This window comes from Rhizobium sp. R86522, from assembly GCF_042466255.1.
In the GTDB taxonomy this organism is placed as follows: domain Bacteria; phylum Pseudomonadota; class Alphaproteobacteria; order Rhizobiales; family Rhizobiaceae; genus Allorhizobium.
In genome coordinates, this window is sequence record NZ_JAXHBX010000001.1 from 2,432,318 (window position 1) to 2,451,004 (window position 18,687).

An 18,687-nucleotide genomic window follows, 5' to 3' on the forward strand; every position below is an offset into this window, starting at 1 on the left:
TGCCCGCTTGAACGGCAGACGCCTGAGCCCTACCCTCCTTTCAAGGAGGACGTTTCATGACAGACGCGATCGCATCCCATGCCGACGCCAGGACCGGGTCCGGGCGCCAAGCCTATGTCTTCGATGCCTATGGCACTCTCTTTGACGTGCATGCAGCCGTGCGCCGGCATGCGACGGCGATCGGGCCGGATGCCCCGGCGCTCTCCGATCTCTGGCGGGTGAAGCAGCTGGAATATACCTGGGTGACCAGCCTGATGGGGCATTATCGGGATTTTCGCGCGCTGACCGAAGATGCGCTCGACTTTTGCCTCGCGCGGTTTCCCGGTGTCGACAAGGCCTTGCGGGCGGATCTGCTCGACGCCTATCGCAAGCTCGACTGTTTTGCCGAGGTGCCAGAGGTGCTGGCGGCGTTGCGCAAGACCGGGGCACGGATCGTGATCCTCTCCAACGGCACGCCCACCATGCTGGATGAAGCGGTTGTTGCGGCCCGGATTGGGCACTTGATCGACGACATCTTCTCGGTCGAGCCCTTGAAGATCTACAAGACGGCGCCTGCGGCTTATGCGCTGGTCACCTCGGCCTACAAGATTGCCGCCCCGGATATCGCCTTCCAGTCCTCGAACCGCTGGGACATTGCCGGTGCCAAGGCCTTCGGCATGACCTGCCACTGGATCAACAGAAGCGGTGCGCCGAACGAATACGCCGATTTTGCACCCGACAAGGTGTTGTCGTCGCTTTCGGGACTCGTCGAGATTGCCGGATGAACTGGTCAGCGAGCAATATCTGCAGTTCGAGGACGAACGGACGCGGCCGGCGCGGGATCTGCTTGCGCGTGTGCGCGACTATCCGCCGATGGCGGGCGGACGGGCCGCGCTAGCCTTGCCCCGGCTTTTTATCGTGGCCTAGACAAACCGAGCGTATCTGGCGTGATGGCATCGTGACCGCTATAGAGACCGCCACGATCCGGCGCTGACGCGCCACTGACTTCACGAAAGATGAAAACGCTGATGACGAAGACCTGGAGCAAGCCCGTGATCCTGCACGGGATCGGCGAAGAGGGCGAGGATGTTGTGGTCGACAGTTCACTCGGCGCCTCCTGGGCGCTGATCGAGGACTGGCCGGAAGAGGAGAGCGAGGCGCTGGATAAGGCCCTTCTGGTGCTCGGCGCCGTCGCCCAGGGCAAAGCCAAGGAAGAGGATGGTCGCAGAGCCCTGATTTCGGCGGCGACGGCAGCAGGCGTGAAGTTTACCGCCTGAGCGGCACCTTTGACTTAAGGCGTGACGCTTGCGGTGTCGGTGGTATCGGTCGGCAGGACGACATCATCGGCAGACGTTGGCGCCAGCGGATCCGGCGCAGTGACTATCTCGCCAGCCGGATCGGGGGCCGGGTCCGTCACAGGATCGACAACGGGATCCAGCACGGGATCAACGACCGGCTCGACCGGCATTGCCGCAGCAATTTCTTCCCGGATCTCATCGATCTTGCCGACGGCTGGACCGACACCGAGAAGCTCCTTGGCCCAATCGAGCGTTGCGTCGTCGACGACGGCACCTGGCTTTGCTGCGGCCTGAAGGGCCGCCCTCAGCGCCTCGTCGTCAAGCGCCGCATCTGTCGGCACCGTGTCGATACCGCTGGCCAGTTCATAGGTGGCATAGGCGGTGACATAATTCCTGATCGCGCTCATGCGGGGATCGGAGCTGTTGAGATAGGCGCGATAGTTGCGATTGAGCGAGTTCAATCCGGCGAGTTCTGCCCTGAGCGGTCCGACGGCAGGCTTCATCTTAGGCACCGAGGCGAGCGTGGTGATCGGCTCAAGCGGTTGGCGAGTGGCAGACTTTGTTTCGGTGCGCCCCTGGCGACGCTCCACGCTCTGGGCCTTGCTCGATTTCTGCCCCTTGCCTGTCAGTGTCGCGAATGCATCGGTGAAGAAATTACCCGACTTGCCCCTCTCGCCGGCCTTGCCGGAAGATTTTCCACGCTCTGCGGACTTTGCTTCGCGGGTCTCGGCGCTGCGACCATTACCACCTCCATTGCCGCCGCCACCGCCATTGCCGCCACCGCCGCCGTTACCGCCACCATTTCCTCCACCATTGCCGCCACCACCACCGTTACCACCGCCGTTATCCTTGGCGAGGGCAGTCTTTTCGGAGAGGCTGAAATGATCGGGAGAAAGCCCGAAGGGTGCGGTCGCCAGAGCGATAGCAAGTGTGGCGACAACTGCCGAGTTCGAAATCCGCATAAGTTTCCTCCGCGCTGATCGGTTGGGCGCAGTGACGAGATTCCGACGTCAGAATTTCACGCGGATTTGACAATCTCGTCAACACATCCATTAGAATTTTAGCAAGCTCGACTTATGATGACCCGATTGATGACGAATGGCTCAGGTGGAGACCTGCAATGTCAGGAACGCCAGAACCGCATAGCGCCCGGCCTTGGCGATCGTGACGAGGATCAGGAAGGTGAGAAAGGGTGTGCGCAGGAGGCCGGCGACGACCGTCAAGGGATCGCCGATGATCGGCACCCAGGACAAGAGTAGCGACCAGATGCCGAAGCGCCGGTACCAGGCTTCGGCGCGAGCGAGCTTTTGTTCTGAGACGGGAAACCAGGGCCGGTCGCGGAAATGCTCGATAAAGCGGCCAAGCAGCCAGTTGACGACCGAGCCCAGCACATTGCCTGTCGTCGCGACGAGAAGCAGCAGGACAACCGGCTGATCTTCGGCGAGGATCAGGCCGACCAGCACTGCCTCGGACTGCGCCGGGACGATGGTCGCGGCGAGGAAGGCTGCCAGGAAAAGGGCTGTATAGGCGGCGAATGCTGTGATCACCGGCCCGGTCTAGCGCGGCGAGTTCCCGCTGGCAATGTGGCGGGTACGCGCGACGGCACCTGCGTCGGTTCAGACGCTTCCGGTCTTTGCAAACGAAGGCTTCGAAAAGGGCTTCGAAACTGACCAAAAGAATGGCCGCCACGCATCCGGGGGCGATGCATGGCGGCCGGATGGCCGGGGGCTGGCCATCGAGACTTTTTCTGTCAGACGCTTTTCGTCAGACGACGCGGCGGGCGGCGTGCTCAATATCAGTGCCTGCGGCCTCATCGGCATCGATCACGCGGCTTCCTTCAACGCGTGCGCCCGGCTCCAGACCCTTCGGCCCCTGGTCACGGACCTGATGCGGGGCGGGCGTGGTGATGGCGCCGTGGTTCGGATCGTTGACGTCCTGGCCGCGGACGCCATCGGCATCAGCCTTGCGTTCATCCGGATTGCTGCGCGTTTCGCGTTCGCGGGTCGCATCGGCAATCAGGCGGTCGAGCTCGTCTTTGCTCATGGCGCTCAGATCGAAATCCTGCATCTTGGTCTCCCTGCTTTTCGTGATGAAAGGTGTTCGTCTCATCAACGCGCGACGCGGCGAAAGGTGCCGTCACTGCTGTCGATTGTGGAAACCGATCGGCCGGGGCAACGTTGCATCCTTATCAAGGGGGAGCCGGATCCATGGATTTCGTCAGCATCATGCACATCATCACCCGGGCGATCGAGGCCGTCGGCGTCGCGGTTATCGTCATCGGCATTACCGTCTCGGGATTTGCCTATCTGAAGAGCCCGCGCGGCCTGGACGCCTACGGGGATCTGAGGGCCGGCATGGGACGGGCGATCCTGCTCGGGCTCGAGCTGATGGTGGCCGGCGACATCATCAATACGGTGGCGATCGAGCCGACGCTCGATTCGGTGCTGGTGCTCGGCGTGATCGTCATCATCAGAACCTTTCTCAGTCTGTCGCTGGAGGTGGAGATTTCCGGTCGCTGGCCCTGGCAGGGCAAAGGCGGCGAACAAAGCCTGCATCGCGGCAAGACGGACGGCGGAGAGGATGAGAAGGCGTGATCAGCGCGGTTTGCCGATGATGCTGAGCGTACCGTCACTCTCCAGCACCACGGCCGCTACCTCATCGAGACTTTCGCGGCCATTGGAGCGGGCCGCGCTCATGATCTCGTCCTCGGTGATGCGCTGTCGCATCATGGCGTCGTGGCAGAAACTGCCGTTGCGTACGAGAAGTGTCGGCTCCGAGCGGATGGCCTTCGCCACGCTTTTCGATCGAACCGAGGCGAACGTGACGATGTATTGCAGGAAGATCAGCAATCCGAGCGCCGTTGCCCCTTCGGCGAGCGCAATCAATTCCTGCAGGAGAACGGCAGAGAGCGTCGAGCCGAGCGCCACCGTCACCACCAGATCGAAGGCATTGAGCTTCGCGAGCGTTCGCTTGCCAGAGATGCGCAGGAAGAGCACCAGGGTGATATAGGCGAGCGTTCCAACAAATATGGTGCGCGCCATGCCTGTCCAGCCCTGAAACAGCATCTCCTGCCAGTCCATGCCTTCGCTCCTTCCCGGTCATTCAGCGCTGCGGATTATCGGCGTTGGCAAGCGGCGATGGGCGGCCGTCAGGGCCGTCCTGTCCCTCGCGCTGGTCGCTGTCTTCCATATCCTGATCCACCAGGTAGGTGTCGGAGCCGAGCCGGTTCGCCTCGCGCAGGGCATCGTTGCGGGGTGTGGTGCCAGTGGTCTCAGGCAGCTTGCGAACGCCTTCCTCGCGATGGTTTTCATGGTCAGACGTCATCGTCTTTCTCCTTGAATGTCCTTGGGTTTTTATCTCCTTGTCGAACGGCGGTTGACGCAATTCGTTCCGACCCACGGCGGCGAAACTGTCGCGGCAGACCGGTCATCGTGTTGCAATGGTGGTTCCAAACTGCTCTATAAGGACAGCCTTGAACAATTTTCGACGCAATTTCGAAAGGGCGCACGGCTTGGCAGTCTGGGGTCCCGACATGGTGTTACGCTGGTTCCGGACCATTCAAATCGGGAGTGTCCTGATCCCGGTCGTTGGCGGGCTGATCTGGGGCGGGATCGCCTGGCAGGAGCAGAAGGCGATCGCCACCGATCATGCGGTCGATACCGTCACGCTTGTCCGTCAATACTCGCAGCGGCTGATCGAGACCGAGATCATCAAGCATGGCGCGGCCCGCAGCCGGGTGAACGGCGAGCCTGCGGACTTCCTGCTTTCAGAAGCCTTTCACAGTTTTCTCGCCGGCCTTGACGGTCGCCAGCCCGATAACTTCGGACTGGCTGTCATCAGCGACGAGGGGCGGATGATTGCTTCGAGCCGTGCCTTCCCGGTCGATACGCCGATGGGCGCGCGCGACTATGTCGATGCGATCCGGGGCGGCAGCCGGCTTTTCATCGACCGGATCAAGCTTGAACCGGGCGGCGAAGACGCGATCATCGTGGCGACACCCTTCGTCACCAATGATTTCCGCGGCATGATCGTCTCCTCGATCGCCACCGACACCAGCCGCACCTTCCTGCGCGATGTCGCAGCGCAGGATAATGAGGCGGCGTCGCTTACCCGCGACGATGGCAAGCTCCTGGTCCGCCAGGTCCCGTCCGAGCCTATCTTCCTTACCCCGGACACACAGGCGCGGCAGAACATGGCGCTCGGCAATGAAGGGGTTTACGAGGCGCTGGCGATCTCCGACGGTATCAGGCGCATCTACGCCTTCAGCCGGCTCGGCGGCATACCCCTCGTCGCCAATTTCGGTGTCCCGATCGACGGTATCCGTGCAGCCACGATCCGCAGCGCCCTGCCCGTCTGGCTGTTGATGCTCGCCATCAGCGCCTTCACGCTGGTTGCAACGGCGCTTGCGAGACGCAGCATGCTGGCACAGCGCGAAAGCGACCGGCAGGCGCTGAAGCGGGCAGAAGCTGAGAACCTCGCGCATCAACGGGCCGAACTCATGCGCGAGATGAATCACCGGGTGAAAAACAATCTCGCGCTGGTGACGAGCCTCATCAACATGCAGGCCCGACGCGGCAGCTTCGACGTGCAGGCGCTGCAGATGCGGGTCAGAGCGCTGGCCGAGGTGCATGACCTGCTCTACCGCTCCAGCCACGGCGAGAAAATCGATCTCGGCGAACTCCTGACCCGCGCCTGCGATCCGGCGACGCTGGTGCCGGAAGACCGGGCCATCACGCTCCAAGCCGTTCTGCCGAGCGGCATTCTCCTGCCTGCCGACCGGGCCTCGCCGCTGGCGCTTGCTGCGCTGGAACTGGTGACCAATGCGGTGAAACATGCCTTTGCCGACCGAGAGACCGGCACGATCCGCCTGACGCTGACAGCTGAAAACGACGGCCAGGCCAGCCTCACCATTGCCGATGACGGCATCGGCATGGAGGAGGAGACCGCGCGGCGCTCCGGCACCCGCCTCGTCGATGCCTTCGTCAAGCAGGTGGGCGGCGAGATCACCCGCGAGATGGACGGCGGCACGCGCTATGTGATCCGGTTCGGCCTGTGAGGGAAGCCACGTCGGGGGTTCCGCGACTTCCCTCGCCTCCCCTCAGAGCGTCATCTTTTCCTTCGGGTGCGGGCTGTCCTCATAGGCGCCCCAGATCGACTGGTCGAAATTGATCGTGGCGCCCGTCATCAGGCCGCTTTCCTCCGACGACAGATAGGCGCAGGCGCGGGCGACCTCGGCCGGATCGACGAGGCGGCCGAAGGGCTGGCGGGCGGCCGCTTCCTTCAGCCAGTCGGCGGGCGCGCCGTGATATTCCCGCTGGATGCGATCTTCGCCGTCGCTCGCCATCCAGCCGATGTTGAGGGCATTGCAGCGGATGCGGTTCTTCAAAAGGCCGAAGGCGACATTGCGGGTCAAGGTGTCGAGTGCGCCCTTGGAGGCGCAATAGGCGGCTATGAAGGGCTGGCCGGCCATTGCAGACATCGAGGAGATGTTGACGATGGTGCCCTCGATACCATCACGCAACATCAGCTTCACCGCATCCTGGATGAGGAAGAAGGGCGCGCGGGTGTTGATCGCGAACATGCGGTCGAACAGCGCTTCGTCGGTGTCGAGGATGGTGCCGCGATCGGTGATGGCGGCGACATTGACCAGCGCGTCGATGCGGCCGAATTTCTCATCGGCTGCGGCAATCACTCGGCGGCAGTCAGCGACTTCGCCGAGATCGGCCGAGACGAAATGCACCGGGGTGCCGTAGCGATCGGTGATCTCACGCGCCTTGGCCTCGCCCTTGTCGCGGCTGCGACCGCAGATGACCAGGCCTTTTGCGCCGCGCTCGGCAAACAGCCGGGCGACTTCCGCGCCGAGCCCCTGCGTGCCGCCGGTGACGACGGCGATCTTGTTGTCCAGTCTTCCCATTGTCTTCCTCATGCCCTGCGCTTGGCAGCCTGTGTCTCGACGAGCGCTGCGAAGGCCTCCGGTTCCATGCCCGCCTTGAGCGCTTGCGCCATCATGGTGTTCTGTGTCTTCGGCGCAAGGCCACCGACCGGCGGATCGCTGTCGAGATTGGTTGGGAAGGCATAGCCTTCCGCCGTTGCGGCCATGGCATTGGCGATTTCGGCCAAGGTCAGCGCGCCCGCCCTCTCGGCCGCCAGCAGCGCCGGATAGACCGCCTTGCACATGGCATCGCGGTCGACGCTTTCCATGGCGCGGCCGAAGGCGGAGGAGACCTGCAGCAGGTTTGCCATGCGCCAGATATCATCAGACACATTGTTGCCGGCGCCGTGCATCAGGGCCGGATTGAAGAAGACGGCGTCGCCCTTCGACAGCGGCAATTGCACGTGCTGCTCGGCAAACACCGCCTGAAACTCGGGGCGACCGAAGGCGAGGTAACCTTCGAAGAAGCTCTGCGAATAGGGCAGGAAGAGCGTGGGGCCGCTCTCGACCGGCATGTCGCAATGGGCGACCGCGCCCTGCAGGGTGAGCAGCGGCGACACGGCGTGGATGTGGCCCGGATAGGTCTGCATCTGTTCCGGCGACATGAAGCCGAGGTGATAATCGCGATGCGGGACCTGCGCCTTGCCGCCAGGGTTCACCCGGTTCATCTGCGCCGTCATCTGGTAGCCGCGGCCGAGCCAGGCTTCCGACGCCATGGCGATCGCGTCCGAGGCATAGTAGCGGGCGAAATTATCGGGGTCGGCGAGCGCGTGTTTCTGCAGCGAATTCCAGATGCGGTCATTGGCGCCGGGTTTGGCGAAATGGTCGGCGGCGGCCTTGCCGCCTTCCTTCTCGGCCTGGACGATCGCGTTGAAGACTTCGGTGGCGCGATCGACGACCGCAAGATCGGCAATGGCGTTGCGGATGACGATGACGCCGGGGCCGGTTGAGAAGGCTTCGACCCACTCGGCCATCAATTCGCGGCGGGCCTCCGGGTCGCGGGCGATGTCGCGCACGGCCGATCCATCATAGAGGAGCACGTTCTTCTCGACGCCGGCGGCGAATGGCCAGTCTTCGCGCCTGGTCTTTTGCGCCACCAGCGCCTTGAAGGCCTCGATGTCGCCGGCCTGGCTGTCAAGCCAGACCTTGTCGCGGCGACGACTGGTCAGTGTTCTCTGGTCCATGATGTCCTCCCGAAATCCTCATCCAGCTTGACCATAGTCAGACGACGGGCGAGAGATGAGCGGCAAAACACCTCAAAAACACCTCAAGGCCGATCCCATGCGTCCGCCCTTTCCGCTCAAGGACATTGCCCTGCAATCGGGCCTCAGTCTTGCCACCGTCGATCGGGCCCTGCACGGACGCGGGCATGTGGCGAAGGCGACGGGGCTCCGCATCGAGGCGGCGATCGCGGAACTGGAGCGGCAATATGCCGAGGCGCGGATCGGCGGGCGGCGCCTGGTCATCGACGTGGTGATGGAAACGCCGCAGCGTTTTTCGAACGCCGTGCGCGCGGCCTTCGAAGCCGAACTGCCGGGCATGCGGCCGGCTTCGCTGTCGGCCCGCTTTCACGTGGCCGAGACCATGGAGGAACGCGATCTTCTCGCCATCCTCAAGCGCATTCGCCGGCGCGGCAGCCATGGCGTCGTCGTCAAGGTGCCCTCGACGCCGGCGATCGCCGAGATGGCAGCCGAGTTGATGGAAAGCGGCATTCCTGTGGTGACGCTGGTAACCGACCTGCCCGCCACTGTGCGGCAGGGTTATGTCGGTATGGACAACCGGGTGGCGGGGGCAACGGCCGCCTATCTGCTTGCCCGCATGGCGGGGCCGGCTGCGGGCAAGGTGCTGGTCACACTGTCGAGCGCCCGGTTTTCCGGCGAGGAAGAACGCCAGCGCGGCTTTCGCGATGCGCTCAAAAAGGACGCGCCGCATCTTGGTATCGTGACGATATCAGAGGGGTTCGGCGTCGACCGCACGACGGAAAGGCTGGTGAAGGCGGCGCTTGTCGCGGATCCCGAGATCCGCGCCGTCTATTCGATCGGCGGCGGCAACCGGGCGATCCTGCGCGCCTTTGCCGAGGAGCGGCGCCGGATCGACGTCATCGCCGCCCATGACCTCGACGCCGATAACAGGGCGCTGTTGGCGGAGGGCCGCCTGACCTTCGTCATCCATCACGACCTGCGCCAGGACGCCCGCAGCGCCTGCCAGATGGTGATGGCGCATCACCGCATGCTGCCCCGGGATTTCCAGGTGGCACCGTCGCGGGTGGCGATCGCCACGCCGCATGAAGGAATGTGAGGCGATTAGTCGTCGCGGCGGATCATGCCGGAGATTGATGCGGCCACGATGGCGGTGACGCCCCAGCCCGCGATAATGAAGATTTTCTGCAGGTAGAACAGCCACCAGCCCCAGGGCCCGCGGCTGGTGGAGGGCGCCCACGCAGCTGTCTGGCCAAGATTGAGAACCGGAACGACCACGTCTACCCCATAGGCGAGTGCGTTGAAGGTCTCATAGTCGCGACCCGGACCAGCCCATGTGCCCGTCTGGCGATCCGGGCCGTCAGACCAATCGGCGGCCGGTGTGGCTGATGGTGGGCGCTCGGTCGTGCCATCTGCATAGGCCTTCCAGTCCGAAGAGGTGAGGATAACATCGGAATTGGGGGCGAAATCCCCGTAGCTCCATGTGATGTGCGAAAGGATGGCCATAGCGACGACGAGGGTGATCAGAGGCCCGAAGCTAAGCCAGGGTTTATAGCCATAGCCGGTGATTCTGCGGCTGAGTTTGTCCCAGAGCCAATTCAAGCCAAACTTCAGCCAGGGAAATAGAAAGAAATCGATGTATCGCCTACGAATATACCTCAACCACGGCAGTATTGTCTTCATCGAAGGCTTTCGTCCGCCCTCATAGTTGTCAATGATGTTCCGGATAGACGCGCGCACCGCCTTGCGCTGCTCCTTCTCCTTCTCGACCAGAATTTCGCGTGCTTCATGGCGATGGCCGGTTTCGCGGTAGAATTTGGCCAGTTGCTGATAGGGTTGGGGGTAGAACTGGCCGCTGAAGTTGGCACCGTTTTTGAGCCAGCGTTTGCGGCTTGAGAGATCAAGGGGATCGATCAGGTTTTCATAGGTAGCTCCAATCAGTATCAGCGAAGAAACCGCATTCCAGCTTTGCTCATCATCCACCAGATCGCGAAGCTGGGCGGCATTAAGGTCAACTGTTCCGGCAACGACTTTCAGTTTCCGCCAGATAAAACCTCCGCTGACGATCATACGCTGAGCGCGCAGGGCTTTGCCCTTCCCGCCATTCAACTCGGCGCCGTCAAATGCGAGTTGAACGCCAATATCAGCGCCGACAAACGAGACTTCGCCGTTGCTCTTCACGTTGTGAAGGAAGGCGCCGCCCTTGATTGTAGCTCCCTCCACATTCAGGGCGTTGCCCCCGTCGCTATTCAAGTCGGCGCCTTTGCAGGAGAGTTGACCGCCGATCTCGGCTCCAGAAAACGAGACCTCGCCGATGCTCTTAAAATTGTCGAGAAACGCGCCGCCTCTGATCGTGGCGCTCTGCGCATTGAGTGCCTTGCCCTCGCCGCCATTCAATTGAGCCTCCTCTGCCGAGAGTTGACCGCCGATCTCGGCTCCAGAAAACGAGACTTCGCCGGTGCTCTTCAACTTGTCGAGGAAGGCGTTGTCCATGATCGTGGCGCCCTCCGCATTCAGGGCAGCGCCCTCACCTCCATTCAACTCGGCACCGTTGCATGAGAGTTGACCGCCGATCTTGGCGCCGGCAAACGAGACTTCACCGGAGCTCTTCAGATTGTCGAGGAAGACGTTACCCTTAATTGTGGCGCCCTCGGCATTCAAGCCGGGCAGGCTGCTGCCATTGAGGACCAAGCGATCGAAAGAGGCCTGATCAGCTGCGATAGGTTCCGCGAAAGCACATCCGAATAAGTGAACCGCGCCCTTGGCACACGCAAAGCTCAGGTCCAGTTGCCCCGCGATCCAAGCTCCTTCCAGTTGCACACCCTTCTCATGTACCCGGCATTGTTCGCAGCCACCGAGGATCAGGTAGCGTAGCAGGTCAGCGCGGATGGTGCGCGCTTTGCTGGAGCGATTAGGCCGGGTCCCATTGCCGAGGGTGGTCAGTTCGCCCCGCTTGCAGTTCTCGATCAGTTTCTTTTCGGCGGGGCTTAGGGCAGCGTTGCCCTTGAGGTTTGCGATATCGGCATAGGTTCGGATCAGCATGGTCGCCCCAGGGGTTCAAGGTGATCGCGACACTAGCTGCGGGTTTCGGCGCCCGCAACCATAGGGCGGCAAGACGCTTGTGGTTCCCCCTCACCCGGCCTCCGCTTCGCTCGGCCACCCTCTCGCCGAGGGGAGAGGAGCGGTCGCAAGCGTCGTGGCGCCGATGCCCAAAACGCAAAAAAGCCGCCAGGTTGCCCCGGCGGCTTTTGTCATTTCAAACCTATCGCTCGTCTCAGACGAACTGGCTAAGACCCGGGACCGAGGCGACGACTTCGTCGACAACGTCTGCGCCGGCGTATTCGCGGGCGACGGCCATTGTTTCCTTGGCAAGCGTCGAGATTTCGCCCATGCCGAGGCCTTGCGACATCAGCTGCTGGCCGAGGCCCATGATGCCGCCGCCGCCGATGGCGCTCATCAGGCCGCCGAGCAGGCCGCCGCCGCCAGAGCCTTCGCCATTGTGCTTGGCGACCAGTTCAGCGGCACCGGGGATGGCTTCGATCATGCGGGCGACCGGGCCGTCGGCTGCTTCGCGCTGCAGGAAGCCGAGCATCATGCCGAGCGCCGTTTCGGCCTTTTCCGGGGAAATGCCGACACTGTCGGCGATGCGGGTGACGATTTCGCTCATTCTCGAAGTCCTCCTGAGGCGATTTTGACGTTAACGTCAACGTAATGGATGTTCACGGTGAACTCAAGCGGTCCAGCCCTGGGGTGACAAAAATTGCCGGGGACAGGACGGACCCGGCAGAGCACCCGAGACCGCCTTGACGCCAAGGACCGTACCAAGGTGAGACATCCGACCGTTGTCGATGTTCCACACTCCTCCTATAAGAGCAAGCTGAAGTCCTGATGACGATGGGAGAAACGTCCGCATGCTGCAAGAAGGCTCGCTCTATCTCGGCACCAGCCGCAACCCGGACGACAGCCTGAACAAGGCTGAATACATGGCGCTGAAATACGGCAACCGCCACGGCATCGTCACCGGCGCGACGGGTACCGGCAAGACGGTGACGCTACAGGTGCTGGCCGAGAGCTTTTCCGAGGCCGGCGTTCCCATCTTTGCCTCCGACATCAAGGGCGACCTTTCCGGCGTTGCCGCAATGGGCGAGCCGAAGGACTGGATCACGCAACGTGCGACACAGATCGGCTTCACCGATTACGCACCCGCCGAATTCCCCGTCATCTTCTGGGATCTCTATGGCGAGAAGGGCCATCGGGTGCGCACCACGGTGGCCGAGATGGGACCGTTGTTGCTCTCGCGCCTGATGAACGCTTCGGAGGCACAGGAAGGCGCGCTCAACATCGCCTTCAAGATTGCCGATGAGGGTGGGCTGCCGCTGATGGATCTCAAGGATCTGCAGGCGCTGCTCAATTACATGGCCGAACATGCGTCCGAACTTTCGAGCCAGTTCGGTCTCATCTCCAAGGCTTCGATCGCGACGTTGCAGCGCGGGCTCTTGATCCTCGAACAGCAGGGGGCGGAGAATTTCTTCGGCGAACCGGCGCTCAAGGTGACCGACATCATGCGCACCACCCATGACGGGCGCGGGGCTATTTCGATTCTGGCCGCCGACAAGCTGATGATGAACCCGCGTCTTTACGCGACCTTCCTGCTCTGGCTGCTCTCGGAGCTGTTCGAGGAGCTGCCGGAGGTGGGCGATCTCGACAAACCGAAGCTCGTGTTCTTCTTCGACGAGGCACATCTTCTCTTCAACGACGCGCCGAAGGTCTTGATCGAGCGGGTCGAGCAGGTGGTGCGGCTGATCCGTTCCAAAGGCGTCGGCGTCTATTTCGTCACGCAGAACCCGCTCGACGTGCCGGAGACCGTGCTCGCCCAGCTCGGCAACCGGGTGCAGCACGCGCTTCGCGCCTATACGCCGCGGGAGCAGAAGGCGGTGAAGACAGCGGCCGACACTTTCCGGCCCAACCCCGCTTTCGACTGTGCGGATACCATCACCCAGCTCGGCATCGGCGAGGCGCTGGTGTCGACGCTCGAAGCCAAGGGCATTCCTTCCATGGTCGAGCGGACGCTGATCCGCCCGCCCTCGGGCAAGGTGGGACCGATTGACGACGCCACGCGGCAGAAGGTGATGAACCTGTCGCCGGTCGCCGGGCAATACGACATCGATCTCGATTCGGAATCGGCTTACGAGATCCTCACCGCCCGGGCGAAGAAGGCCGCAGACGCCGAGGCAGCGCGGCGCGCGGCGGAGGAGAAGGCGGAAAGCGGTGACAGCGCTGCCGGTCGCTGGACCCTGCCCGGCTTCGGCGACGAGCCCGAGGAGACGCAGAACAGCCGCAAGACGACAACGACGAAACGCTCCGGCGGCTATCAGCGCGAAACGGTGATCGAGGCCGCCATGAAAAGTGCGGCACGCTCCGTTGCGACCTCGGTTGGCCGTGCCTTGGTTCGCGGTATCCTCGGCAGTCTTCGCCGGTGAAGGCTCGCGTTTTTCTCGCGCGCCACAAGAACTGAGTGACGAAAGCTCGCCGTTATCGGCGGGTTTTTGTTCACTTCCGTGCAACCATACCTGATATATACTCATCACTGATACAATTCGCGGACCTGTCTCCGGGAATTCATGGGGTCGAGCTTGGACAGCAGTCTGGATCACGTCGTTCTGGTCAACAATGCAAAGCGCGCGCTGGAACGCGGACGCTTTGAGCTCACCTACCAACCCATCTATTCCGTCGATAACCGGGAAGTGGACAGTGTGGAAACACTGCTGCGCTGGCGCATCGCCCCGGGTCGACTGGCGGCCGCGCAGGACTTCCGCGCCGTCTTTCGCGATCCCATGATGTCGCTGTCGATCCGTGATTTCGTGCTATCGACGACACTGCGCCAGGCGGCGCGTTGGCGGGCCGAGGGCCACGACATGGGGCGGATCAGTGTCAATGCCACGGCCTTCGATCTGTGTTCCGGCGATTTTGCCCTGCGGCTGACCGACATGGTGCAGGGTTTCGGGCTGACACCCGATATGCTGGAGATCGAGGTTGCAGAGCCGGCTTTCTATGGCCCGCTGGCCAAGCCGGTCAGTCTGGCGCTCGAAGCCTTGCATTACTGCGGCTTTTCGCTGGCCATGGACAATTTCGGCGCGACCCATGCAGGGCTTACAGCGCTCCGCAACCACAGCTTCCGGCGCTTGAAGATCGACCATTCGCTGATGCGCAGCGCGCTCACCAATGCCGTCGACAAGGCGATCGTGCGCCATGTCATCGCGCTTGGCCACGATCTCGGCATGATCGTCACGGCAGCCGGCGTCGAGAACGAAGACCAGATGGAAATCGCCGTACAGCTCGGCTTCGACAGCGTGCAGGGCTTCTTCGTCTGCTTCCCGAAGGAAGCGGAGCTTCTGCCGCGCGTCTGTCATGTGCTCAACCTGCAGGGGCGATCCGCCTGAGCCACTGGCCTCATGCCATTATGCCCTTCCGCCCTCGCCGATGAGATGGCAGGATGGCGCCCATGACCTTGCTGATCTATCCGCTGGCTGCCCTTGCCGAAATCGCCGGATGTTTTGCCTTCTGGGCCTGGCTGAAACTCGACCGCTCGCCGCTCTGGCTCGTGCCCGGCCTTCTGTCGCTTGCGGTGTTCGCGTGGCTGTTGACACTGGTCCCCTCCGAGGCAGCGGGCCGCGCCTATGCCGCCTATGGCGGGGTCTATATCGCCGCGTCGCTTTGCTGGCTCTGGCTGATCGAGGGGCAGCGGCCGGATCGCTTCGACCTGACGGGTGCCGCGATCTGCCTTGTCGGCGCAGCGGTGATCCTGTTGCCACAGCGGGGGTAAGCGAAAAGCCCCCAGATTCCGAGGATGCCGGCTTGCGGAATTTCCGTATATACATAAACTATGGTGATTGTCTGGGATGAACCGAAGCGGCAGCAGAATCTGGCGAAGCACAGCCTCGACTTTGCCGAGCTCGATCTGTCGTTTTTCCTGACTGCTTCGATCCGGACGGCGAAGACCGGTCGGCCGATTGCGATCGGAGAGTTCCAGAGTCGCGCTATCGTCGCAGTCGTCTTTCTTCCGATGGGGCGCGAAGCAATCTCCATGCGTCCGGCGAGCCGTCGGGAAAGGAGCGAGACATGAAAAACAAATTCTCCTCTGCACGTCCCCTGACCGATGAGGAAGAAGCCGAGATCCAGGCGATGATTGCGTCTGATCCCGACAACCCGGAAATGACGGAAGAGGAATTGAAGGAGTTCCGCCCCTTCCGCGAGGGGTTTCCCGATCTCGCCGCAGCGATCGACCGCAAGCTTGGTCGTCCCAAGGCGAAGACGACGAAAAAGGCGATCAGCCTGCGGCTCGACCAAGAGGTGATCGAGCGGTTCAAGGCGGGTGGCGAGGGATGGCAGTCGCGGATGAACGAGGTGCTGCGAAAGGCGGTGGGGCTTTAAGACCCCTGCCCCGTTCCGCCCTCCCGAGCCATTCACCAACTCCTCCACCCTTCCACCAGCATCAGCGCCGCCACGGCGACCAGCAGCCAGCCGGCGGCGCGGCCGATCCAGATGGTGACTTCAGGCTTCGAGACCAGCGCATCCCGCCCCTTGGCCGCAGCGAAAGCAAGCCCGCCATAGACCAGCCCCTGCAGCATGAGGGTGAGCGCGCCCATGACGAGCGCCTGACGCCAGAAGGGGCCGTATTCGGGGCGCATGAATTGCGGATAGACGGCGAGGATGAAGAGCCAGGCCTTCGGGTTGAGCAGGCAGGTGATCAGTCCCTGGCCGAAGATGCGGGCCGTCCGGTGCAGGTTTGAGGCTTCAATGCCGTCGATGACGATGGCGCTTCTGGCCAGCGTATAGCCGATCCAGATCATATAGGCCGAACCGATCACCAGCATGGGGCCGGCAAGCTGCGGGACCAGCGTCGAGAGGACTGTCACGGCGATGGTGCCGAAAAGCGTGTGGAAGACGCCGCCCAGCATGATGCCGGACGTGGCGGCCACGCCTGCGCGGCGGCCGCCGGTCAGGCCATTGGCGATGACGAAGATCATGTCCATGCCGGGCACGATGATGATGCCCGCCAGCAGGGCGGAGAAGAGCCAGAGGTTTTCGGCATAGGTCATGTCAGTAGGATCTCCTTAAATGGGCAAGCCATGCGCGGGGAATGGCCTGTTTTCAATGCTTTGGAGATGCTTTAGACAAGGGCTACTGACAAAGGTGTGTCAGTTGAGATGAGGTCTGACCCATGCGCAAGGCGTCCCGGCTGTTCGAGATCATCCAGACCTTAAGGCTTGCTGCCCACCCGATAACGGCGCAGCAGATCGCGGAAAAACTGGAGGTCACGCAGCGGTCGATCTATCGCGATATCGCCGCCCTTCAGGCGATGCGCGTGCCGATCGAGGGCGAGCGCGGGATCGGCTATATCCTGAGGCCCGGCTTTCACCTGCCGCCCCTGATGTTCACGCCGGAGGAGACGGAAGCGATTGTGCTTGGCATGGCGCTGACCAAACGCACGGCGGACAGGGAGCTGCGGGAGGCATCTGCCCGGGTGCTGGACAAGATTGCGGCTGCCCTTCCAGACCCGCTGCGCGAGGCGATCATCTCGCGCACGCTTTATGCCTGGGGACGGGTGGCAGAAGCGCCCGAGGCCATCGACTTTGCGATGATCCGCAGGGCGATCCGCGACGAGGAGACGCTGGACATCGACTATGTCAACGAGCAGCGGGAGGAAACGACGCGGCGGATCCGGCCGATCGCCGTCATCCATTACGCGGAATCGGAAGTCGTTGTCGCCTGGTGCGAGCTGCGCGAGGCCATCCGTAATTTTCGGGTCGACCGGATCAGCGCCTGCCATCAGACGGGAACGCATTTCCGCCGCGAGGGGGACCGGCTGCGGAAGTTGTGGGTGGCGGGGTGGGACACCTCCGGCCAGGGCGCGGGGCGTGACTGACCGGAGGCTGCGCGGATGACAGGGGCCAATCAGGCCGATCGTGCTGCCGCCCGGTCGGCCTGGCTCATCCCGCCATAACCCCAGTCGGTGGCCGGCAGTTCATGCACCACGACATAGGTGGCGGGATGCAGTTCCGGCCATTCGGCGCGCAACAGGGCCATGGCGTTTTCCTGGAAGCGCCGCTTCTGCTCGACCGTATTCGTGCCGGCGGTGACGAAAACTTCGAGATGGGCCGTCGTTTGCTGCCGCTCGCCGCCAATCGTCCAGGTCTGCGCGGGTGCGGCCTCGATCTGCACCGAGGTGAGATCATGACGCTTGGCGAGATCGGTGGCGACGAGGTCGGTCAGGGCGCGGGCGAGATCGCGTTCACGATCCGGATGGGGTGGGTGATAGCTCAGGCGGGCAAAGGGCATGGTGGGATTCTCCGAAACAGGGTGACGGAGGCAGGATAGTCGCGCTATTCTCAAATCATATCGACCAAGTGCGCATTCTGACTTGAGGAAAACGCATGCTTCCAGATCTTCCCTCGCCGCTGTTGCGCAGCTTCGTCGCCGTGGCCGATGGCGGATCTCTGGCCGCGGCGGCGACAAAGGTGAACCGCAGCGAATCGGCGCTCAGCCTGCAGATGCAGCGGCTGGAGGATATTGTCGGGCAACCGCTTTTCGACAGGGACGGACGGGCGCTGAAACTCAACGGCACGGGCAGCTGGCTGCTCGCGCATAGCCGGGCAATCCTGGCGCGGATCGATGCGGCGCGGGCAGAGCTCGATGCGGCGTCGCGCCCACCGATCCGGCTCGGCGTGGTGCAGGATTTCGTCGGCCAGGTGCTGCAGCCGACCCTTGCCGACCTGCGCGGGGAGGACGGCGAAACGCGGTTTTCGATCGTCATCGGCAGTACCAGCGAATTGCTGCAGGCGATGGGCGAGGACCGGATCGATACGGCGGTCTGTGCCGGCGATGTGGCCGCCGGCGGGGCTGGCGGGACCGTTCTTCCGATGGGCTGGTTCGGCGATGTGCGGCTATTGGAAGACGAGGTGGTGCCGCTGGTCAGCATCACGCCGCCCTGCCCGTTTCTGGCCGCAGCGACGCGGGCGCTGGATGCCGTGGGGAGGCCACGGCGGCTGGCGCTGGTCACGCCGAGCCTCGACGGGGTAAGAGCGGCGGTCGCCGCCGGTCTCGGCATTGCCTGCCGGACAGAGGCCGGGATGGGTCAGGCTGCCCTGACGGGGGCGGGATTGCCTGATCTTTCCGACATCCGCTATGCGGTGATCGAAAAACGGCCCGGGAAAACCGGGCCGTCAGAGGCAGCACTCAGGATGGCCGCGCATCTCTCGACGCTTGGCCAGACCTGACA

23 protein-coding genes and 1 pseudogene are annotated in these 18,687 nt (G+C 62.9%); 13 read left to right on the plus strand and 11 right to left on the minus strand.

All coding sequences use genetic code 11. From position 1 onward, the window contains the following. The first annotated feature begins 56 nt into the window (after positions 1-56). From SJY08_RS11830 to SJY08_RS11840, 3 genes and pseudogenes are all read left to right on the plus strand, one after another. Positions 57-764, plus strand: a complete 708-nt coding sequence (locus SJY08_RS11830; RefSeq protein WP_377275809.1) for a haloacid dehalogenase type II — start codon at positions 57-59, stop codon at positions 762-764. Then, positions 761-849 (plus strand): annotated as a pseudogene (locus tag SJY08_RS11835) (trans-aconitate 2-methyltransferase); the annotation flags it as partial. The gene SJY08_RS11830 and the pseudogene SJY08_RS11835, both read left to right, overlap by 4 nt. A 158-nt stretch (positions 850-1,007) precedes the next feature. Then, the gene (locus SJY08_RS11840; protein ID WP_054151105.1) at positions 1,008-1,256 is read left to right on the plus strand and encodes a DUF982 domain-containing protein; all 249 of its coding nucleotides are present in this window, start codon (positions 1,008-1,010) and stop codon (positions 1,254-1,256) included. A 14-nt stretch (positions 1,257-1,270) separates the two neighbouring features. Here SJY08_RS11840 and SJY08_RS11845 read toward each other — a convergent pair whose 3' ends face one another. From SJY08_RS11845 to SJY08_RS11855, 3 genes are all read right to left on the minus strand, one after another. Further along, on the minus strand, positions 1,271-2,239 hold the full coding sequence (locus tag SJY08_RS11845) for a hypothetical protein (protein ID WP_377275811.1): 969 nt from the start codon (positions 2,237-2,239) through the stop codon (positions 1,271-1,273). 141 nt (positions 2,240-2,380) lie between these two features. Then, positions 2,381-2,821 (minus strand): YqaA family protein, encoded by a 441-nt coding sequence (locus SJY08_RS11850; protein WP_054151168.1) that lies wholly within the window; start codon positions 2,819-2,821, stop codon positions 2,381-2,383. A 220-nt stretch (positions 2,822-3,041) separates the two neighbouring features. Beyond that, positions 3,042-3,344, minus strand: a complete 303-nt coding sequence (locus SJY08_RS11855; protein WP_054151107.1) for a hypothetical protein — start codon at positions 3,342-3,344, stop codon at positions 3,042-3,044. A 140-nt stretch (positions 3,345-3,484) separates the two neighbouring features. Between SJY08_RS11855 and SJY08_RS11860 the strand changes: the two genes are divergently transcribed. Then, positions 3,485-3,871 carry a DUF1622 domain-containing protein gene (locus tag SJY08_RS11860; protein ID WP_054151108.1) on the plus strand — a complete coding sequence of 129 codons (387 nt, stop codon included), beginning with the start codon at positions 3,485-3,487 and terminating at the stop codon, positions 3,869-3,871. Here SJY08_RS11860 and SJY08_RS11865 read toward each other — a convergent pair whose 3' ends face one another. Then, positions 3,872-4,357: a DUF421 domain-containing protein gene (locus SJY08_RS11865; RefSeq protein WP_377275814.1), complete on the minus strand. Its 486-nt coding sequence runs from the start codon at positions 4,355-4,357 to the stop codon at positions 3,872-3,874. Positions 4,358-4,379: 22 nt separating this feature from the next. Continuing rightward, entirely contained in the window at positions 4,380-4,601 is a 222-nt protein-coding gene (locus SJY08_RS11870) for a hypothetical protein (protein WP_054151110.1), read from the minus strand. Positions 4,602-4,809: 208 nt separating this feature from the next. On the opposite strand from SJY08_RS11870, the gene SJY08_RS11875 reads away from it, so the two are divergent. Beyond that, entirely contained in the window at positions 4,810-6,333 is a 1,524-nt protein-coding gene (locus SJY08_RS11875) for a sensor histidine kinase (protein ID WP_377275816.1), read from the plus strand. A gap of 42 nt (positions 6,334-6,375) precedes the next feature. On the opposite strand, the gene SJY08_RS11880 is transcribed toward SJY08_RS11875, so the two are convergent. Next, positions 6,376-7,191, minus strand: coding sequence for an SDR family oxidoreductase (locus SJY08_RS11880; protein ID WP_377275818.1), 816 nt, complete (start codon positions 7,189-7,191; stop codon positions 6,376-6,378). An 8-nt stretch (positions 7,192-7,199) separates the two neighbouring features. After that, positions 7,200-8,393 carry a phytanoyl-CoA dioxygenase family protein gene (locus SJY08_RS11885; RefSeq protein WP_377275820.1) on the minus strand — a complete coding sequence of 398 codons (1,194 nt, stop codon included), beginning with the start codon at positions 8,391-8,393 and terminating at the stop codon, positions 7,200-7,202. Between the two features lie 55 nt (positions 8,394-8,448). On the opposite strand from SJY08_RS11885, the gene SJY08_RS11890 reads away from it, so the two are divergent. Next, the gene (locus SJY08_RS11890; RefSeq protein ID WP_377275822.1) at positions 8,449-9,507 is read left to right on the plus strand and encodes a LacI family DNA-binding transcriptional regulator; all 1,059 of its coding nucleotides are present in this window, start codon (positions 8,449-8,451) and stop codon (positions 9,505-9,507) included. Between the two features lie 5 nt (positions 9,508-9,512). Here SJY08_RS11890 and SJY08_RS11895 read toward each other — a convergent pair whose 3' ends face one another. Next, the gene (locus tag SJY08_RS11895; protein WP_377275824.1) at positions 9,513-11,450 is read right to left on the minus strand and encodes a hypothetical protein; all 1,938 of its coding nucleotides are present in this window, start codon (positions 11,448-11,450) and stop codon (positions 9,513-9,515) included. Positions 11,451-11,682: 232 nt separating this feature from the next. Next, positions 11,683-12,075, minus strand: coding sequence for a DUF937 domain-containing protein (locus tag SJY08_RS11900; protein WP_054151115.1), 393 nt, complete (start codon positions 12,073-12,075; stop codon positions 11,683-11,685). A 244-nt stretch (positions 12,076-12,319) separates the two neighbouring features. On the opposite strand from SJY08_RS11900, the gene SJY08_RS11905 reads away from it, so the two are divergent. The 5 genes from SJY08_RS11905 to SJY08_RS11925 all read left to right on the plus strand — a co-directional run bounded on the left by SJY08_RS11905 (position 12,320) and on the right by SJY08_RS11925 (position 15,839). Beyond that, positions 12,320-13,888: a helicase HerA-like C-terminal domain-containing protein gene (locus SJY08_RS11905; protein ID WP_377275826.1), complete on the plus strand. Its 1,569-nt coding sequence runs from the start codon at positions 12,320-12,322 to the stop codon at positions 13,886-13,888. Positions 13,889-14,041: 153 nt separating this feature from the next. Continuing rightward, on the plus strand, positions 14,042-14,848 hold the full coding sequence (locus SJY08_RS11910) for an EAL domain-containing protein (protein WP_236759329.1): 807 nt from the start codon (positions 14,042-14,044) through the stop codon (positions 14,846-14,848). Between the two features lie 62 nt (positions 14,849-14,910). Next, positions 14,911-15,231, plus strand: a complete 321-nt coding sequence (locus tag SJY08_RS11915) for a YnfA family protein (protein ID WP_377275829.1) — start codon at positions 14,911-14,913, stop codon at positions 15,229-15,231. Between the two features lie 60 nt (positions 15,232-15,291). Next, the gene (locus SJY08_RS11920; RefSeq protein ID WP_377275831.1) at positions 15,292-15,531 is read left to right on the plus strand and encodes a BrnT family toxin; all 240 of its coding nucleotides are present in this window, start codon (positions 15,292-15,294) and stop codon (positions 15,529-15,531) included. Next, complete coding sequence (locus tag SJY08_RS11925) at positions 15,528-15,839, plus strand: BrnA antitoxin family protein (protein WP_377275833.1); 312 nt, start codon at positions 15,528-15,530, stop codon at positions 15,837-15,839. Before SJY08_RS11920 ends, SJY08_RS11925 begins: the two co-directional genes overlap by 4 nt. Before the next feature lie 32 nt (positions 15,840-15,871). Here the strand turns inward: SJY08_RS11925 and SJY08_RS11930 are convergent, their stop codons facing one another. After that, complete coding sequence (locus SJY08_RS11930; RefSeq protein ID WP_069041866.1) at positions 15,872-16,507, minus strand: LysE family translocator; 636 nt, start codon at positions 16,505-16,507, stop codon at positions 15,872-15,874. A gap of 122 nt (positions 16,508-16,629) precedes the next feature. On the opposite strand from SJY08_RS11930, the gene SJY08_RS11935 reads away from it, so the two are divergent. Beyond that, positions 16,630-17,334, plus strand: coding sequence for a helix-turn-helix transcriptional regulator (locus SJY08_RS11935; RefSeq protein WP_377275835.1), 705 nt, complete (start codon positions 16,630-16,632; stop codon positions 17,332-17,334). A 29-nt stretch (positions 17,335-17,363) separates the two neighbouring features. On the opposite strand, the gene SJY08_RS11940 is transcribed toward SJY08_RS11935, so the two are convergent. After that, entirely contained in the window at positions 17,364-17,747 is a 384-nt protein-coding gene (locus SJY08_RS11940; RefSeq protein WP_377275837.1) for a 4-oxalocrotonate tautomerase family protein, read from the minus strand. A 95-nt stretch (positions 17,748-17,842) separates the two neighbouring features. Between SJY08_RS11940 and SJY08_RS11945 the strand changes: the two genes are divergently transcribed. After that, positions 17,843-18,685, plus strand: a complete 843-nt coding sequence (locus SJY08_RS11945) for a LysR family transcriptional regulator (RefSeq protein ID WP_377275839.1) — start codon at positions 17,843-17,845, stop codon at positions 18,683-18,685. Positions 18,686-18,687: the final 2 nt, after the last annotated feature.

Coding starts and splice junctions, on each gene's coding strand:
- SJY08_RS11830 (WP_377275809.1), top strand. CDS start 57: ATGACAGACGCGATCGCATCCCATGCCGACGCCAGGACCGGGTCCGGG.
- SJY08_RS11840 (WP_054151105.1), top strand. CDS start 1,008: ATGACGAAGACCTGGAGCAAGCCCGTGATCCTGCACGGGATCGGCGAA.
- SJY08_RS11845 (WP_377275811.1), bottom strand. CDS start 2,239: ATGCGGATTTCGAACTCGGCAGTTGTCGCCACACTTGCTATCGCTCTG.
- SJY08_RS11855 (WP_054151107.1), bottom strand. CDS start 3,344: ATGCAGGATTTCGATCTGAGCGCCATGAGCAAAGACGAGCTCGACCGC.
- SJY08_RS11860 (WP_054151108.1), top strand. CDS start 3,485: ATGGATTTCGTCAGCATCATGCACATCATCACCCGGGCGATCGAGGCC.
- SJY08_RS11865 (WP_377275814.1), bottom strand. CDS start 4,357: ATGGACTGGCAGGAGATGCTGTTTCAGGGCTGGACAGGCATGGCGCGC.
- SJY08_RS11870 (WP_054151110.1), bottom strand. CDS start 4,601: ATGACGTCTGACCATGAAAACCATCGCGAGGAAGGCGTTCGCAAGCTG.
- SJY08_RS11875 (WP_377275816.1), top strand. CDS start 4,810: ATGGTGTTACGCTGGTTCCGGACCATTCAAATCGGGAGTGTCCTGATC.
- SJY08_RS11880 (WP_377275818.1), bottom strand. CDS start 7,191: ATGGGAAGACTGGACAACAAGATCGCCGTCGTCACCGGCGGCACGCAG.
- SJY08_RS11885 (WP_377275820.1), bottom strand. CDS start 8,393: ATGGACCAGAGAACACTGACCAGTCGTCGCCGCGACAAGGTCTGGCTT.
- SJY08_RS11890 (WP_377275822.1), top strand. CDS start 8,449: ATGAGCGGCAAAACACCTCAAAAACACCTCAAGGCCGATCCCATGCGT.
- SJY08_RS11895 (WP_377275824.1), bottom strand. CDS start 11,450: ATGCTGATCCGAACCTATGCCGATATCGCAAACCTCAAGGGCAACGCT.
- SJY08_RS11900 (WP_054151115.1), bottom strand. CDS start 12,075: ATGAGCGAAATCGTCACCCGCATCGCCGACAGTGTCGGCATTTCCCCG.
- SJY08_RS11905 (WP_377275826.1), top strand. CDS start 12,320: ATGCTGCAAGAAGGCTCGCTCTATCTCGGCACCAGCCGCAACCCGGAC.
- SJY08_RS11915 (WP_377275829.1), top strand. CDS start 14,911: ATGACCTTGCTGATCTATCCGCTGGCTGCCCTTGCCGAAATCGCCGGA.
- SJY08_RS11920 (WP_377275831.1), top strand. CDS start 15,292: ATGGTGATTGTCTGGGATGAACCGAAGCGGCAGCAGAATCTGGCGAAG.
- SJY08_RS11925 (WP_377275833.1), top strand. CDS start 15,528: ATGAAAAACAAATTCTCCTCTGCACGTCCCCTGACCGATGAGGAAGAA.
- SJY08_RS11930 (WP_069041866.1), bottom strand. CDS start 16,507: ATGACCTATGCCGAAAACCTCTGGCTCTTCTCCGCCCTGCTGGCGGGC.
- SJY08_RS11935 (WP_377275835.1), top strand. CDS start 16,630: ATGCGCAAGGCGTCCCGGCTGTTCGAGATCATCCAGACCTTAAGGCTT.
- SJY08_RS11940 (WP_377275837.1), bottom strand. CDS start 17,747: ATGCCCTTTGCCCGCCTGAGCTATCACCCACCCCATCCGGATCGTGAA.
- SJY08_RS11945 (WP_377275839.1), top strand. CDS start 17,843: ATGCTTCCAGATCTTCCCTCGCCGCTGTTGCGCAGCTTCGTCGCCGTG.